The organism is Mesorhizobium sp. M0909, assembly GCF_040319515.1.
GTDB lineage: Bacteria > Pseudomonadota > Alphaproteobacteria > Rhizobiales > Rhizobiaceae > Mesorhizobium.
In genome coordinates, this window is record NZ_JAMYOA010000001.1 from 1 (window position 1) to 14,253 (window position 14,253).

Sequence of the window (14,253 nt, forward strand, 5' to 3'; positions counted from 1 at the left end):
AAGCCCCGCCCCGCCCCGACGTACCGGCCCCACCCCATGTTCACCCCGCACTACATTTTTACTAATCACCGGGCCGCGCCCGCCCCCCCAAAACCCCCCCACCGCGGGGCGGGCGGGTACCCCGGCCCCCACCTTTTTATCGGAGCAATGGATTGCCAAAAGCCGATTTGGACTTGGGTCCGCTACTCCTGGAATGACCGGAGACAATCATGTCGCGCATCGGAATCCACTCATTCGTCTGGTCGGCGAGCTCGGCGCAGAGCGACCTCGAGCGGACGCTGGCCAACACCAGGGAGGCCGGCTTCGACCTGATCGAATTCTCTTATCTCGACCCCGCCAATGTCGACATCGACGGCCTGGCCAAGCGGATCGGCGATCTCGGCCTCGGCGTCGCGATCAGCATCGGACTGCCGGCCGACGGCGATATTTCGAGCACCGACAAAACGATTGCCGCGCGCGGAGTCGAAATCCTGAGACGTACGATCGCGCTGACCCGCGATCTTGGCGGCCAGAAGGTTGCCGGCATCCTCAGCACCAGCCATGGATTGCAGAGCGAGGCGCCGACGCGCGACCACTGGAACCGCAGCGCCGGCACGCTTGCCGAGGTGGCCGAGACAGCAAGATCAGCAGGCGTCAGCCTCAACCTCGAGATCGTCAACCGCTTCGAAAGCAACCTGCTCAACACCGCCGCGCAAGGCATGGCCTTCATCGCGGACAGCGGCTCCGACAACATCTTCCTGCATCTCGACAGCTTCCATATGAACATCGAGGAGGCCGATGTCGGCTTGGCCATTCGCAACGCCGCAAGGAAGATCGGCTATGTCCATATCGGTGAGAGCCATCGCGGCTTCCTCGGCACCGGCAATATCGATTTTACCGCGATATTCGACGCGCTGACCGCCATCGGCTACAGCGACGATCTCAGCTTCGAATCCTTCTCGTCGGAAATCGTCGATGAGAACCTGTCGCGGAAAACCGCCATCTGGCGCAATCTGTGGACCGACAATATGGAGCTGGCCAAACATGCGCGCCGCTTCATTGCGCTCGGACTGGAGACGGCGCGGCGCAAGGCCGAGCTTGTTTCCGCAACGCACCGGCCTTGAGAACTCGCAGTCCGAAATCGATCTGGTTAGACCAGAGGCGCTGTATTAGCCGGCAAAACGCGGCCCAAGTTCCTCGATGCGGCGGATCATCGCCTGGAAATCCTCCGAGATGCGCCGGTGCAGGTGAACCGCCAGCTCCGGGTATTCCTCGAGGATGCGGCGGAACATCTTGCGGCTGAGCCGCAGTACTTCCGAATCGATTTCGGCAGAGGCGCTGGTCAGCCGGTTGGTATCGGCGATCAGCGCCAGTTCGCTGAGCATGGTGCCGGGGCCGGCGGTGCCGATCGGGATGCGCTCGCCGTCGTGCTCGCGGTAGAGGACGATGCGGCCGCTGATCACGATATAGGCGCAATCAGCCTCGTCGTCCTCGCGGTAAAGCTTGTGGTCGGCTTGCAACCTGGTGGTTTCGGCGCCGAAGGCGAGCAGACGCAGTTGTTCCTGCGTAAAGCCCTCGAAGAGCCTCACGGTGGACAGGATGCGGATGTCGTCATCCAGCGCCATCTAGCTATGTCCCCGAACCGTCAGTCCGACTCCTCCCCTACGAGGCCGATCCACAACCACCTCCAGCCTCAGGACCGTACCCGAAAAGCGCCCCGCCCGGATCGCTTATTTGAATAATGAAATGTTTAAGGAACCAGCTTGTAGCCGCCGCTTTCTGTCACGAGAATTTCCGCGTTGGAAGGATCGCGCTCGATCTTCTGGCGCAGCCGGTAGACATGCGTTTCCAGGGTGTGAGTGGTGACGCCGGAATTGTAGCCCCAGACTTCCTCCAGCAGCACGTCGCGGGTCACCACCTTCTGGTCGGCGCGGTAGAGATATTTGATGATCGAGGCTTCCTTTTCGGTCAGCCGCACCTTGGCGCCGCGCGGGTCGATCAGAAGCTTCTGGCTGGGCTTGAACGTGTAGGGGCCGACCGAGAAAGTGGCGTCCTCGCTCTGCTCGTGCTGGCGCAGCTGGGCGCGGATGCGGGCCAGCAGCACGGCAAAGCGGAACGGCTTCGTCACATAGTCGTTGGCGCCGGCCTCGAGGCCAAGGATGGTGTCGGAATCGGTATCGTGGCCGGTCAGCATGATGATCGGCGCCTTGTAGCCGCCCTTGCGCAATATCTTTACCGCCTCGCGGCCATCCATGTCGGGCAGGCCGACATCCATGATGAGCAGGTCGATGAGCCCGCCGCGCGCGGTGGAGACGCCTTTGGCGGCGGTCGCTTCCTGCAGGACATCGAATTCCTCATAAAGCGACAATTGCTCGACAAGGGTGCCGCGCAGGTCGTCATCGTCGTCGACGATCAGAATGGTGCGTGAAGTCATGGATCAATCCGTTGTTTTGAAAAGAGATTTCAGTTGACCGCAGCCTGTTTATGCGGAAGCTGACCGGCACAACAGCCGTTCACAGTGATTTGTTCCGTGGCACGATCATACAAGAAAAAACACGATCGCAATGCAGTCGGCGCAATTTTGCCGAAAGGGCTCGCCGTGCTCACCGTGCGCGCGCGCCCAGGCCATGCCAGCCAAGGCTTTCTGCAGGCCGGCAAACTGGTGTTTCCATGTGCGCTGGGGCATGGCGGCATCTCGGCGGCCAAGCGCGAGGGCGACGGCGCCACGCCGCTTGCCTCGATGCGGATATTGTCGGGATATTTTCGCGGCGACCGTTTTGCCGGCGGCCGCCGGACGCGGCTCGCGATGACGCCGATTGGCCGCGACCTCGGCTGGTGCGAAGTGCCTGGGGACCGCAACTACAACCGCCCGGTCAAAATCCCCTATGGCGCCAGCCATGAGCGGATGCTGCGCACCGACGATCTCTATGACGCCTGCCTGGTGCTGGACTGGAACATTGTGCCGCGCCGGCGCGGGCGCGGCAGCGCCATCTTCTTCCACCTGGCGCGCCCCGGCTTTACGCCGACGCAAGGCTGCGTCGCGGTAACGGCTCGCACCATGGCGCGGCTGCTGCCGCTGCTGTCGGAACGGACGGTGATAAGGGTGGTAAGGTAGGGGAGAATAGTGAGCGAATTGGTCGGGAAGGATATTCGCGGACCCGCCGCTTAGCTTCACTACTCACTACACCGTCCTAGCGCTTCCTCGGCAGCTGCCAACCCGTGTCGAGAAGGCCGAGCCGGCCGAGTTCGCGGTCCATGGCGCGTGCGATGTCCTTGCGTTCGCCGCCGATGTCGCGCAGCTGGCGATCGGAGAGATCCTCGACATTCTCGTAGGGAAGATTGACCGCGATTTTTGCGTAGCGAAACCAGTCAAGCATGGCGCGTAGCCAGGTCGCGCGGAGGATTACAGAGCGCAAGGCGATGTCAGACATGGTGCAATCCGCTTCTCCGGACATCAAATCCGGTTTGATGTTTCTTCGATGACCAGATCATGACCGATTGAAATCAAAACGGGAAACGAGTAGTTTTTTCTGCATCTTCAAGTTTTGTTTGAGAATTGGAATGCTCGGCCGAACTCTCCTCGTCTGGCACTGATGGCGCGCCTGCTGCCTGGAACCCGTGCGCTGCGGACGCTGGAGGCAGCGGCCCGGCATCTCAATTTCACCCGCGCCGCCGACGAGCTCGGCCTGACGCCGGCAGCGGTCAGCCATCAGATCAAGGAAATCGAGGATCAGCTCGGCATCGTGCTGTTCACACGCACCAGCCGCACGATCCGGCTGACCGAGGCGGGTGCGGTGCTGTTCGAAGCTTCGACCGATGCGCTCGACCTGCTTGGCCGGGCCGTCTCACGGGCGCAGAAGACGGCACGCGGATCGACGCTGCTGAAGGTCACCCTCGATGCGCAATTCGCGACGAAGTGGCTGATGCGGCGCGTCGACGATTTTCGCAAGCAGCATCCGGCGATCGAGCTGCGTTTCGACATCAGCTACGAGGTGCGCGACTTCGATCGCGACGACGTCGATCTCGGCATCCGTTTCGGCACCGGCAAATATCCGGGGCTTCGCTCGCACCGGCTGTTCGAAAACGTTATCATTCCGGTCTGCAGCCCGGCCCTGTTGCTGGCCGGGCCGCCCCTCAAGGAGCCGCGCGACCTGTTTCATCATACGCTGGCGCATATCGAGTGGTCGCGCCAGGGCGTCACCTGGCCGAACTGGAGCATGTGGATGGCGGCGGCGGGCGTCGACGATTTCGACGACAGCCGGACCATCGTGTTCGGCAATTCGACCGATGCCGTCCAGGCCGCGCTCGACGGCAATGCGGTTGCGCTCGCCGATTTCGCCATGGTGGCAAACGACCTTTCGGAAGGCCGGCTGATCCGGCCGTTCGAACTCGGCATCAAGGTCGCGCCCGAATTCGCCTATTTCCTGGTCTATCCCGAAACTGCGGCGAATGATCCGCGCATCGTCGCCTTTCGCGATTGGCTCCTCGAGGAAGTCGCCAAGACGCCGACCTGACGGTCAGCCGGTCGCCGCCGCGCCGAACCAGCCGATCACCGCGCCGATGAGAAGCAGCACGCCGAGCCAGTGACCAACATCGATGAGCGTCAGATCCCAGCCGAAACCTTCGTAGCGATGGTTGACCGAAAGCGTCGTGGCGACGAACCCCAGCCAGAGAACGAAGCCGAAGATCACCCCGGCAAGCAGGCTCGGTTCGCCGCCGGTCACAGCGCCGATGATCAGCGACATGACCAGCGCCATCACGATCTCCGCGACGAAGGAGACGACGAAGGGCAGCATCGATTTGCTCATCGTCGCCGGATCAAGCTTGGCGGCCTTCAGCCACGGCTTGCTCAAACCCATGTACCAGGCGGCGCCGAACAACCACGCCACGACGGCGGCGACGATTACCGCCAGCCAATTGATTGCTGAAAAATCCATGGTTCCCTCCGGTCGGTTGCGCGATGGAACGCCTGTTCGGCGATGCCGTCAAGCAAGACGCCAGACGGTGGTGCGCTTGACCTCGGCGTCTTCCAGCGCGCGGGTCACCGCCACTTCGTAGACGGCAAGCGGCTCCAGCCCGGTTTTCGGCAGATAGGAGCGGCCGGGATCGCCGACGAGAATGTCGGCGCCGCGCGCCCTCAGCCGGGCGAACCACGGCATCAGCCCGTCGGCAAAGGACTTGTCGTAGAAGACATCGCCGGCCAGCACGACGTCCCACTCGGCATCGCTGCCGATGGGATCGCCGGCGAGGAATTCTATCTCGGTCCCATTGGCCTCGGCATTGAGGCGGATCGCGGTCGCGCAGAACGGGTCGATATCGGCGGCGATCACCTCGGCAGCGCCGGCCTTCACTGCTGCAATAGCGACAAGGCCGGAGCCTGAGGCGAAGTCGAGCACGCGCCTGCCGCGCACCGCCGCCGGATTGTCGAGGATGTAGCGGGCAAGGCCTTGGCCGCCGGCCCAGGCGAAAGCCCAGAAGGGTGGCGGCAGGCCGATTTCGGTCAGCTCGTCCTCGGTCCGCTGCCATAATTCATGTGCCTCGTCGGCCAGGTGCAGGCGGACCTCCGGCACATGCGGCGGCGCCATCAGCGCCGTGTTGTCGAGGATGAATTTCCTGGCGCTGTCCGGCGTCAGCGCCGTCATGGCGCCGGCGTCAGGCCGCCCATGCGGCAAACCTCTTGCCATTCGGCCGGCGTCACCGGCTGCACGGACAGCCGCCCGAGCCGCACCAGCGCCATGTCGGCCAGCTTTGGATTGGCCTTGGCCTGCTCCAGCGTCACCGGCTTCGGCATGTCCTTGAAGGCGCGGATATCGACGCACTCCCAGCGGGGGTCGTCGGTGGTGCTGTCCTGATGGGCCAGAGCGCAGACTTCGGCGATGCCGACGATGTCGAGCCCGTCATTGGAATGGTAGAAGAAGCCGAGATCGCCGATCTGCATCGCCTTCATGTTGTTGCGCGCCGCATAATTGCGCACGCCGTCCCATTGCGTGCCGGCCTTGCCCTTGGCCTTGAGGTCCTCGAAGGAGAAGACCGAAGGTTCGGATTTGAACAGCCAGTAGTTCATTGTGTTGCTCCTCCTCAGGTGCCGCCGCGATCAGATATCCGCCGGCTTGTTGAAGCTCCAGTTCCACTGCCGGATTTCGACGCTTTCGAACAGCCCTGCCTTGGTATAGGGATCGGCCGCCGACAGGGCTTTTGCCGCAGCCAGATCTGGCGCCTCGACGACGGCGAGAGTGCCGTTCGGCTTGCCGTCGGCGTCGAGGAACGGGCCGGCGAAGGCCAATTTCTTGTCGCCGTTTAGCCCTTCCAGGAAGGCAAGGTGCTTGGGCCGCGTATCGAGCCGCACCTGCAGGCTTCCTGGCTTGTCCTTGCAAATCAGCGCAAACAGCATCTTTTCCATCTCCGCAATCATTGGGAATTACATGTCGGTTTCGGTCTTGAGCGGCCGTGTCATCAATGCCGATACAGCCTGGTCTATGGTTATGGTGCCGTCCAGTATGGCGGCGACGGCGGCGATGATCGGCGCGTCGATCCGGCGCTCGCCGGCGATGCGGGCGGCGATTGCCGCCGTCGGCACGCCTTCCGCCAAAGGCAAGCCGGCAAGCGGCTTGCCTTGCCCCAGCGCCAGCCCATAAGCGAAATTGCGCGACTGCGCGGACGAGCAGGTAAGCAGCAGGTCGCCGAGGCCGGAAAGTCCCATCAGCGTCTCGGCCTTGGCGCCAAAGGCGGCGCCGATGCGGCGCAATTCGACGAAACCGCGCGTCACCATCGCCGCCTGGGCGCTGGCACCGAGCCCGGCGCCGGTGACGGCACCCGCGGCAATGGCAAAGACGTTCTTCAGCGCGCCGCCGATCTCGACGCCGATCAGGTCGTCGCTCGAATAACAGCGCAGGTTTTCCGCCGAAAAGCGGGCGGCGAGGTCGGTGGCCAGAGCCTCGTCGCGGGCGGCGACCACGACGGCAGTTGGCAGGCCCCTGGCGACGTCGGTGGCAAAGCTTGGGCCCGACAAAGCGGCGACCGGATTTGCCGGCAGGATACCCTCGGCAATGGACGACAGCAGCGCGCCGGTGTCGCGCTCGATGCCCTTGGCGCAGAGGACCAGCGGGACGCCTTTCGGCATATGGCTGGACGCGGCCGTCAGCATAACCCGTAACGACTGTGCCGGCGCCACCGCCAGAACGCAGTCGACGCCGTCGAGCGCGGCCACGATGTCGCTCGTCGCCACGATGCCGGCCTGGAGCGCGATGCCCGGCAGATAGCGCGGATTTTCGCCACGCTCGATCGCCGCGACGGTCTCCGGGTCGCGCGCATAGAGGCGGACGAAATGACCGGCGCGCAGCATGGCCAGCGCCAGCGCCGTGCCCCAGGCGCCGCCGCCGAGCACGGCGACGCGCCAACCGCTTGGCGCCTTGTGCTCGCTGGCGGTCATGCCTTGGCCCCACGCCGGCCCGAGCCGACCATCGGAGCGGAGATGCTGTCCAGCGGCCACCGCGAGCGCGGCACGAAATCGGCGGCGTTTTCGCCTGATATCCCGGCGCGCAGGCGCTCGATGCCGGCCCAGGCGATCATCGCCGCATTATCGGTGCAGAGGTTAAGCGGCGGCGCGACGAAGCTGAACCCGGCCTGCTTGCACAGGCCCTGCAATGTCGCCTTGATCGTCCGATTGGCGGCGACGCCGCCGGCAACAACCAGCGCAGGCTCGGCCTTGTCCGGGAATTGCTGACGGAACCTGATCAGCGCCCGCGCAACACGGTCGCCCAGCGCATCCGCGACCGCCGCCTGGAAGGAGGCGCAGATATCGGCGACGTCCTGGTCGCTCAGCGGGGCAATCGCCGTTGCCGCCTGGCGTACCGCGGTCTTGAGACCGGAGAAGGAAAAATCTGGCTGTGCCGAGCCCTTCATCGGGCGCGGAAACGCAAAACGCGCCGCATCGCCATTTGCCGCCGCCTTCTCGACATTCGGTCCGCCCGGATAGGGCAGGCCGAGCATCTTGGCCGTCTTGTCGAAGGCCTCGCCAAGCGCGTCATCGATGGTCGTCGCCCAGCGCTGGTAGTCGCCGACGCCGCGCACGGCGACGATCTGGGTATGGCCGCCGGAGACCAGCAGCAAGAGGTAGGGAAAGTCGAGCGCATCGGTCAATCTGGCCGTCAGCGCGTGGCCTTCGAGATGGTTGATGGCGATCAGCGGTTTTTTGGCTGCCGCGGCGATTGCTTTTGCCGTCATCAGGCCGACGATCAGCCCGCCAACAAGACCGGGACCGGCGGTGGCGGCAATCGCATCGATGTCGGCGAGGTCGACGCCGGAATCGGCCAGCGCTGCCTCGATGATGCCGTCGAGCGCCTCGACATGGGCGCGCGCGGCAATCTCCGGCACGACGCCGCCGAAGGCAGCATGCTCCTCGATCTGGCTGAGCACGATGTTCGACAGGATTTGCGGCGTGCTGCGACCGTCCAGCGCCACCACGCTGGCGGCGGTCTCGTCGCAACTCGTCTCGATGCCCAGAACGCGGATCAATTCGTCGCTGTCCTCGATGATTGTGCAATCGGCCTTTCCCCGATAGGAGAAAACCCGGAAAACTGCCTCGATCTGCCGGGGGTTATCACGGACGGCGCGTCATGCAAACAACCTTGAAAATCGGAACACGCGGCAGCCCGCTGGCACTGGCGCAGGCGCATGAAACGCAGGCGCGGCTGATGGCCGCGCACGGCATGCCGGTCGAGGCGTTCGAGGTGGTCGTCATCTCGACCAGCGGTGACCGCATCCAGGACCGGCCGCTGTCGGAAGCCGGCGGCAAGGGCCTGTTCACCAAGGAGATCGAGGAGGCGCTGCTGGCGCGCCGCATCGACATCGCCGTGCATTCGTCGAAGGACATGCCGACGCTGTTGCCCGAGGGGCTGGAACTGTCTGCCTACCTGCCGCGCGAGGACGCGCGCGACGCCTTCATCGGCAAGGCGGCGCGAACGATTGCCGGCCTGCCGCAAGGCGCCAAGGTCGGTTCGTCGTCGCTGCGGCGCCAGGCGCTGATCCGGCGGATGCGGCCGGACGTCGAAGTGGTGATGTTTCGCGGCAATGTGCAGACGCGGCTGCGCAAGCTCGACGACGGCATCGCCGACGGCACCATCCTCGCCTATGCCGGGCTGAAGCGGCTCGGGCTCGAGGACGTCGTCACCGACCTGATGCCGCTCGAGGTCTTTCCGCCGGCGCCGGGGCAAGGCGCGATCTGCATCGAAAGCCGCATCGGCGACCGCGACGTGGAACAGATGCTGGCAGCGATCCACGACCGGCCGACCGGTGAGGCGCTGGCCTGCGAGCGCGCCTTCCTGGCGGCGCTCGACGGCTCCTGCCGCACACCGATCGCCGGCCATGCGACGATATCGGGCGGAACGGTTTCCTTTGCCGGGCTGATCATCTCGCCCGATGGCACGCAGTCGCATGAGGTCAGGCTGGAAGGGCCGGCGCAACAGGCTGCCGGCATCGGCGCGGAAGCCGCCGCGATCGTTCGCGCCAAGGCCGGCGAAACATTCTTCGACGGCTGGACCTGACATGCTCCGCGTCCTGGTGACGAGGCCCGAACCGGGCGCCTCGCGCACGGCGCGCCGGCTCGCGGATGCCGGCTTTCAGCCGATCCTGCTGCCGCTGACCGAAACGGCGGCGCTGCCGGTCGAAGCAGGCGCGCTGGCTGACGCCGCCGCGGCGGTCGCGGTCACCAGCGCCAATGCGGTTCGCCATGCGCCGAAAGAGGTCATTACCGCGCTCGCGCGCTTGCCGTGCCAGGCTGTCGGCAAGAAGACGGCGGAAGCCGCCCGCAGGGCCGGGTTTCTGTCTGTCGGCGAAGGCCCGGGCAATGCCAAGGCGCTGGCCGATGCGCTCGCTGGCGGTTACGCTGGGCAGACCATCGTCTATCTCTGCGGGCGGGTGCGCTTTCCGGACTTCGAGGAGCGGCTGTTTGCGTCGGGCGTTCATGTCCGCGCCGTCGAGACCTACGACACTTTTGCGCTGGATTATTCCGACGAGGCCGTTCTTGCGCGCCTGTCCGCCCGGCCGGTCGAGGCGGTGCTGCTCTATTCGGCCAAGGCGGCCACGGCGATGCAGGCCCTGGCTAGCCGGCCGGCGCTGCGTGGCCTTTTTCAGGACACGCGCTTTTTCGCTTTGTCGGGGCGCATTGCCGGGGCCTTGGGCGATGTCGCCGGGATCCGGATTGCGCCTGAGCCCAGCGAGGATGCCTTGCTGGGGCTTTTGCAGGCGTCGCGCTGACCGGCATCCGCCTGTTCCGGACGTTGGCATACCTCCTGCTGGCATCCTCACTATTCCGCAGCTTCGCGGGCAGCACCAAGCTGAGGCGATTGCGCTCGGGCACATTTTGTTCTTGCTTTGTGCCGGCAGCTATGCTAGAAAATCACTTAGGTGCTGATTCGCGCCAACGACCCGCCGTCGAGGCGGGTTTTTCGTTTCTGGTCCCGCATGCCGTGTCCCAAAATCGCTGCGGCGTTTTGCCAAAACTGAATTCCAAAGCCGTGGCGTCATCACGCCGCCCCTTTTCACCGCTTGGTGATGTGCTAGACCCTTCAAACCATCCGAAGCGAATTTTGCGGAGCCCGAGCATGGTCAAGACGCCGAAGATGCGGCATTCCAAGAGCCGCCGTGAGCCGGTGACCATCGAGCTCGAGCCCGGCGCCGTCTCGCGAGTCGCCGCCGAACAGGAAGCCGGCAAACAGCAGCCAGACAATGCAGAGTCAGCGGGGGCGCAAACCGACGAGGCGAAAGCCGAGGAAGCGGCGAACGCCTCGCAGCCCGAGCCGCCTGAAGAGCCGGTGCATGCCGACCAGACCGATCTCGAGCCATGGGAACATGCCGACGCAGCCGCGCCGGCCGGCACGCAAGAGCCGGCGGATGCCGGCGCCGATCCTACCCGGGAAACGGAAACCTCTTATCCCGCCGGTTCGGATGCGCCGGCCGGGCGCTCCACGGCTTCCGACTACAGTTTCGAAGATGCATCCAGCCCAACCGGGGCCAACGAACCGGGGATCCCAGGCTCCGGCGAGAAGACAGCTGAGACGAGGGACGACCATATGGCAGCGCAGCCGAAGCGAAGCGGCATCAGCGGCATCGCCGCCGGCATTGTCGGCGGCGTCATCGCGCTCGCCGCAGCCGGCGGGCTGCAATTTGCCGGCCTGCTCGGTGCGCCGGGGTCGGGCGGCGTGTCGCTCGACGCGGTCAATGGCGAGATCGTTTCGCTGAAACGCGAGGTCGCGGACCTCAGACAGGCCGACGCCAATAATGACGCCTCGGCCAAGGTGGACGGGCTGTCGTCGGCGTTGGACCAGGTCAGGGCGGACGTCGCAGCGTTGAAGTCGACGGTCGAACAAGGCGGCGCCGGCGACAATGCCGGGCTGGCGGCACTTGGCGACAAGGTCCGGCAGATCGAGCAGGCGGTCGCGGCCCTCGGCAAGGCCGGCGGCACGGCGCCGGTCGATCTCGGCCCGCTCAACGAAAGGCTGGCCGCGCTCGACGCCTTGGTGAAGTCAGCCGGCGAAACGGCAAAGGCGCAGGAAGGCCGGCTTGCGGCCCTGGAACAGTCGGTTTCCCAGCTCTCGGGCAAGGTCGATGCACAGGCTTCGCAGCCGAAGATCGCGCTGGCCATTGCCGCCTCGGCGCTCAAGGCAGCGCTCGACCGAGGTGCGCCGTTCGCAGCCGAACTCGAAACCTTTGCCGCGATCTCACCGGATGCGCCCGAGATCGCGACGCTGCGCGCCTATGCCGAAAAGGGGGTGCCGACGCGGGCCGAGATTGCCGCCGAAGCGGACGCCGCCGCCAACGCCATGGTCGCTGCCGCGACGCCTGTCGACCAGAATGCCGGCATCCTGCAAAAGCTGCTGTCGAGCGCCGAATCGCTGGTCAAGGTCAGGCCGATCGGCGCCGTCGAAGGCACCGGCGTCCCGGAAACCGTTGCCCGCATGGAGGTCGCGGTCAATCAGGGCGACTACGCCAAGGCGCTCAGTGAATACGAAGCCCTGCCCGAGGCGGCCAAGGCCGCCGGCGCCGACTTTGCCGGGAAACTGAAAGCGCGGATGGAGGTCGAGACACAGATCGATTCGCTCATCGCCGGCGCGATGAAGGCGTGAGGAACCCAATGATCCGCATCCTCGCCTTCCTTGCCGTCGTCTTTGCGCTCGGGCTCGGCTTCGCCTGGCTGGCCGACCGGCCGGGTGAAATGCTCGTCACCTTCAACGGCTATCAATACCAGGTCAGCCTGATGGTCGCGGCGGTGGCGGTCGTGGCCGTGGTTGCCGCGGTGATGATCGTCTGGTGGCTGGTCAAGGCGCTGTGGAACAGTCCCTATACGATCTCGCGCTATTTCCGCGTGCGTCGCCGCGACCGCGGCTATCAGGCGCTGTCGACCGGGATGATCGCCGCCGGCGCCGGTGACGGCGCGCTCGCCCGCAAGAAGACCAAGGAAGCGGCAAAGCTGATCCGCTCCGACCAGGAGCCGCTGATCCAGCTGCTCGACGCGCAGGCCTCGCTCCTTGAAGGCGACCATGAAGGCGCCCGTGAAAAATTCGAGACCATGCTCGACGATCCCGAAATGCGGCTGCTCGGCCTGCGCGGGCTTTATCTCGAGGCCGAGCGGCTCGGCGACCGCAACGCAGCCCGCCACTATGCCGGCCGGGCCGCGGCGGTCGCGCCGCAACTGGCCTGGGCGGCCGAATCGACGCTGGAAGACCTGACCGGGCGTGGCGACTGGGATGGCGCGCTGAAACTGGTCGATGACCAGAAGTCGACCCGGCAGATCGAGCGCGATGCGGCCAACCGGCGTCGCGCCGTGCTGCTGACTGCCAAGGCGCAGGCGCTGATCGACAGCGATGCCAATGCTGCAAGGGCGGCGGCGCTCGAAGCCAACCGGCTGCGGCCGGATTTCGCACCGGCGGCGGTCGTCGCGGCGAAATTGCTGTTTCGGCAGAACGACGTGCGCAAAGGCTCGAAAATCCTCGAGGCGGCGTGGAAGGCCGAGCCGCACCCGGAGATCGCGGAGCTCTATGTCCATGCCAGGCCGGGCGATGCCGTGCTCGACCGGCTGAACCGGGCAAAGAAGCTGCAGGAGCTGAAGAAGAATCATGCCGAGTCCTCGCTGGCCGTGGCGCGCGCCGCGCTCGATGCGCAGGATTTTGCAACCGCCCGCCGCGAGGCGGAAGCCGCCATCCGCATGGATCGCCGCGAAGGCGCCTATCTGCTGCTGGCCGACATCGAGGAGGCCGAGAGCGGTGACCAGGGCAAGGTGCGGCAGTTGCTGTCGAAAGCGGTGAGAGCGCCGCGCGACCCGGCCTGGGTCGCCGACGGCGTCGTCTCCGAACGCTGGGCTCCGGTATCGCCGATCACCGGCAGGCTCGACGCCTTCGAATGGCGGGCGCCGATGGAGCGGCTCGGCCAGTTGATCGACAGCCATGAAGAGACTCCGGAAGGACCGATGCCGGCCATCGCGGCTCCAGCCAAACCGGTACAGGAAACAGCCGAGGCGATCGAGCACACAGCCGTTGCTGCCGAGACACCGGGCACAGCGACCGAAGTGAGGACCGAAAACCGTGCCGCCGAGGATCATGTTACACCAATCACCGCGGCGGCGTTTGCCCAAGTGCCGGAAGATGCCGAGGCCGTCGAGCCGGCGCAGGAGCTGACGCGGCTGCCCGACGATCCCGGCGTCGATCCCGACGACGCGGCGGACAAATCGACGCGCCGGTTTCGTTTGTTCTGATAAGGGTCGAGTGGACCCGGACTTATTGGGAATGATTTAATGTTCGAACGCGTTTTGTCGTTTCTAAGGGATCTGCCGTCCGGTGGTGGCGCCACCCCCAGCGCCGACGATCCGCGCGTTGCCGCGTCCGCCCTGCTTTTCCACGTGATGAACGCCGACGGGGTGCGCCAGGATACCGAATGGGAGCGGTTCAAGAAGGTGCTGGCGGAAAGCTACTCGATCAGCGGCGACGAACTCGACGCGTTGGCGGCTGCCGGCGAGCGGGCCGACAACGAGGCGATCGACCTCTACGCCTTCACCAGCGTGCTCAAGCGCCATCTCGACGCCGAGGCGCGAAAGGCCTTCATCGGCCTGATGTGGGAGATCGTCTATGCCGATGGCGAGCTGCACGAACTCGAGGACAATACCGTCTGGCGGGTCGCCGAGCTGATCGGCGTCGAACGTCGCGACCGTGTCGAGGCGCGCCTCAAGGCGGCCGCCGCGGCTCCTGGTGCTGCCGGAACGTCAAGCGACGAATAGACAGGGTC

General features: G+C 65.3%; 17 protein-coding genes. 8 read left to right on the plus strand and 9 right to left on the minus strand.

Annotation, left to right across the window (positions count from 1 at the left end; translation table 11 throughout):
• Positions 1-209 precede the first annotated feature (209 nt).
• Positions 210-1,103: a sugar phosphate isomerase/epimerase family protein gene (locus NKH83_RS00005; RefSeq protein WP_352801453.1), complete on the plus strand. Its 894-nt coding sequence runs from the start codon at positions 210-212 to the stop codon at positions 1,101-1,103.
• A 45-nt stretch (positions 1,104-1,148) separates the two neighbouring features.
• On the opposite strand, the gene NKH83_RS00010 is transcribed toward NKH83_RS00005, so the two are convergent.
• Positions 1,149-1,604: a Crp/Fnr family transcriptional regulator gene (locus NKH83_RS00010; RefSeq protein ID WP_352801454.1), complete on the minus strand. Its 456-nt coding sequence runs from the start codon at positions 1,602-1,604 to the stop codon at positions 1,149-1,151.
• 125 nt (positions 1,605-1,729) lie between these two features.
• Positions 1,730-2,413: a response regulator transcription factor gene (locus NKH83_RS00015; protein ID WP_352801456.1), complete on the minus strand. Its 684-nt coding sequence runs from the start codon at positions 2,411-2,413 to the stop codon at positions 1,730-1,732.
• 144 nt (positions 2,414-2,557) lie between these two features.
• On the opposite strand from NKH83_RS00015, the gene NKH83_RS00020 reads away from it, so the two are divergent.
• Positions 2,558-3,094 (plus strand): L,D-transpeptidase family protein, encoded by a 537-nt coding sequence (locus NKH83_RS00020; RefSeq protein WP_352801958.1) that lies wholly within the window; start codon positions 2,558-2,560, stop codon positions 3,092-3,094.
• 76 nt (positions 3,095-3,170) lie between these two features.
• Here the strand turns inward: NKH83_RS00020 and NKH83_RS00025 are convergent, their stop codons facing one another.
• Positions 3,171-3,410, minus strand: a complete 240-nt coding sequence (locus NKH83_RS00025; protein WP_352801458.1) for a hypothetical protein — start codon at positions 3,408-3,410, stop codon at positions 3,171-3,173.
• A 162-nt stretch (positions 3,411-3,572) separates the two neighbouring features.
• Between NKH83_RS00025 and gcvA the strand changes: the two genes are divergently transcribed.
• A complete protein-coding gene (gene gcvA / locus NKH83_RS00030) occupies positions 3,573-4,493 on the plus strand; it encodes a transcriptional regulator GcvA (protein ID WP_352801460.1) in 921 nt (306 codons plus the stop codon).
• Positions 4,494-4,496: 3 nt separating this feature from the next.
• Here the strand turns inward: gcvA and NKH83_RS00035 are convergent, their stop codons facing one another.
• The 6 genes from NKH83_RS00035 to tsaD are packed head-to-tail and all read right to left on the minus strand — an operon-like array spanning position 4,497 to position 8,490.
• On the minus strand, positions 4,497-4,916 hold the full coding sequence (locus NKH83_RS00035) for a DUF1761 domain-containing protein (RefSeq protein ID WP_254817799.1): 420 nt from the start codon (positions 4,914-4,916) through the stop codon (positions 4,497-4,499).
• Between the two features lie 48 nt (positions 4,917-4,964).
• Positions 4,965-5,663 (minus strand): class I SAM-dependent methyltransferase, encoded by a 699-nt coding sequence (locus tag NKH83_RS00040; protein WP_502895500.1) that lies wholly within the window; start codon positions 5,661-5,663, stop codon positions 4,965-4,967.
• On the minus strand, positions 5,618-6,043 hold the full coding sequence (locus tag NKH83_RS00045) for an EVE domain-containing protein (protein ID WP_352801462.1): 426 nt from the start codon (positions 6,041-6,043) through the stop codon (positions 5,618-5,620). Before NKH83_RS00045 ends, NKH83_RS00040 begins: the two co-directional genes overlap by 46 nt.
• A 30-nt stretch (positions 6,044-6,073) precedes the next feature.
• Complete coding sequence (locus NKH83_RS00050; protein WP_292663798.1) at positions 6,074-6,370, minus strand: YciI-like protein; 297 nt, start codon at positions 6,368-6,370, stop codon at positions 6,074-6,076.
• 27 nt (positions 6,371-6,397) lie between these two features.
• Positions 6,398-7,408 carry an NAD(P)H-dependent glycerol-3-phosphate dehydrogenase gene (locus NKH83_RS00055; protein WP_352801464.1) on the minus strand — a complete coding sequence of 337 codons (1,011 nt, stop codon included), beginning with the start codon at positions 7,406-7,408 and terminating at the stop codon, positions 6,398-6,400.
• Positions 7,405-8,490 (minus strand): tRNA (adenosine(37)-N6)-threonylcarbamoyltransferase complex transferase subunit TsaD, encoded by a 1,086-nt coding sequence (gene tsaD / locus NKH83_RS00060; RefSeq protein WP_352801962.1) that lies wholly within the window; start codon positions 8,488-8,490, stop codon positions 7,405-7,407. Before tsaD ends, NKH83_RS00055 begins: the two co-directional genes overlap by 4 nt.
• A gap of 104 nt (positions 8,491-8,594) precedes the next feature.
• Between tsaD and hemC the strand changes: the two genes are divergently transcribed.
• From hemC to NKH83_RS00085, 5 genes are all read left to right on the plus strand, one after another.
• On the plus strand, positions 8,595-9,521 hold the full coding sequence (gene hemC, locus NKH83_RS00065; protein WP_352479991.1) for a hydroxymethylbilane synthase: 927 nt from the start codon (positions 8,595-8,597) through the stop codon (positions 9,519-9,521).
• A 1-nt stretch (position 9,522) separates the two neighbouring features.
• The gene (locus NKH83_RS00070; RefSeq protein WP_352801467.1) at positions 9,523-10,233 is read left to right on the plus strand and encodes a uroporphyrinogen-III synthase; all 711 of its coding nucleotides are present in this window, start codon (positions 9,523-9,525) and stop codon (positions 10,231-10,233) included.
• A gap of 347 nt (positions 10,234-10,580) precedes the next feature.
• Positions 10,581-12,101, plus strand: a complete 1,521-nt coding sequence (locus NKH83_RS00075) for a COG4223 family protein (protein ID WP_352801469.1) — start codon at positions 10,581-10,583, stop codon at positions 12,099-12,101.
• Between the two features lie 8 nt (positions 12,102-12,109).
• Complete coding sequence (locus NKH83_RS00080) at positions 12,110-13,726, plus strand: heme biosynthesis protein HemY (protein ID WP_352801470.1); 1,617 nt, start codon at positions 12,110-12,112, stop codon at positions 13,724-13,726.
• Positions 13,727-13,765: 39 nt separating this feature from the next.
• The gene (locus NKH83_RS00085; protein WP_352801471.1) at positions 13,766-14,245 is read left to right on the plus strand and encodes a tellurite resistance TerB family protein; all 480 of its coding nucleotides are present in this window, start codon (positions 13,766-13,768) and stop codon (positions 14,243-14,245) included.
• Positions 14,246-14,253: the final 8 nt, after the last annotated feature.

What these genes read in the sequence shown, in the direction of transcription:
- NKH83_RS00005 (WP_352801453.1), top strand. Translation starts at nt 210, where the DNA reads ATGTCGCGCATCGGAATCCACTCATTCGTCTGGTCGGCGAGCTCGGCG.
- NKH83_RS00010 (WP_352801454.1), bottom strand. Translation starts at nt 1,604, where the DNA reads ATGGCGCTGGATGACGACATCCGCATCCTGTCCACCGTGAGGCTCTTC.
- NKH83_RS00015 (WP_352801456.1), bottom strand. Translation starts at nt 2,413, where the DNA reads ATGACTTCACGCACCATTCTGATCGTCGACGACGATGACGACCTGCGC.
- NKH83_RS00025 (WP_352801458.1), bottom strand. Translation starts at nt 3,410, where the DNA reads ATGTCTGACATCGCCTTGCGCTCTGTAATCCTCCGCGCGACCTGGCTA.
- gcvA (WP_352801460.1), top strand. Translation starts at nt 3,573, where the DNA reads ATGGCGCGCCTGCTGCCTGGAACCCGTGCGCTGCGGACGCTGGAGGCA.
- NKH83_RS00035 (WP_254817799.1), bottom strand. Translation starts at nt 4,916, where the DNA reads ATGGATTTTTCAGCAATCAATTGGCTGGCGGTAATCGTCGCCGCCGTC.
- NKH83_RS00040 (WP_502895500.1), bottom strand. Translation starts at nt 5,663, where the DNA reads ATGGCAAGAGGTTTGCCGCATGGGCGGCCTGACGCCGGCGCCATGACG.
- NKH83_RS00045 (WP_352801462.1), bottom strand. Translation starts at nt 6,043, where the DNA reads ATGAACTACTGGCTGTTCAAATCCGAACCTTCGGTCTTCTCCTTCGAG.
- NKH83_RS00050 (WP_292663798.1), bottom strand. Translation starts at nt 6,370, where the DNA reads ATGCTGTTTGCGCTGATTTGCAAGGACAAGCCAGGAAGCCTGCAGGTG.
- NKH83_RS00055 (WP_352801464.1), bottom strand. Translation starts at nt 7,408, where the DNA reads ATGACCGCCAGCGAGCACAAGGCGCCAAGCGGTTGGCGCGTCGCCGTG.
- hemC (WP_352479991.1), top strand. Translation starts at nt 8,595, where the DNA reads ATGCAAACAACCTTGAAAATCGGAACACGCGGCAGCCCGCTGGCACTG.
- NKH83_RS00070 (WP_352801467.1), top strand. Translation starts at nt 9,523, where the DNA reads ATGCTCCGCGTCCTGGTGACGAGGCCCGAACCGGGCGCCTCGCGCACG.
- NKH83_RS00075 (WP_352801469.1), top strand. Translation starts at nt 10,581, where the DNA reads ATGGTCAAGACGCCGAAGATGCGGCATTCCAAGAGCCGCCGTGAGCCG.
- NKH83_RS00080 (WP_352801470.1), top strand. Translation starts at nt 12,110, where the DNA reads ATGATCCGCATCCTCGCCTTCCTTGCCGTCGTCTTTGCGCTCGGGCTC.
- NKH83_RS00085 (WP_352801471.1), top strand. Translation starts at nt 13,766, where the DNA reads ATGTTCGAACGCGTTTTGTCGTTTCTAAGGGATCTGCCGTCCGGTGGT.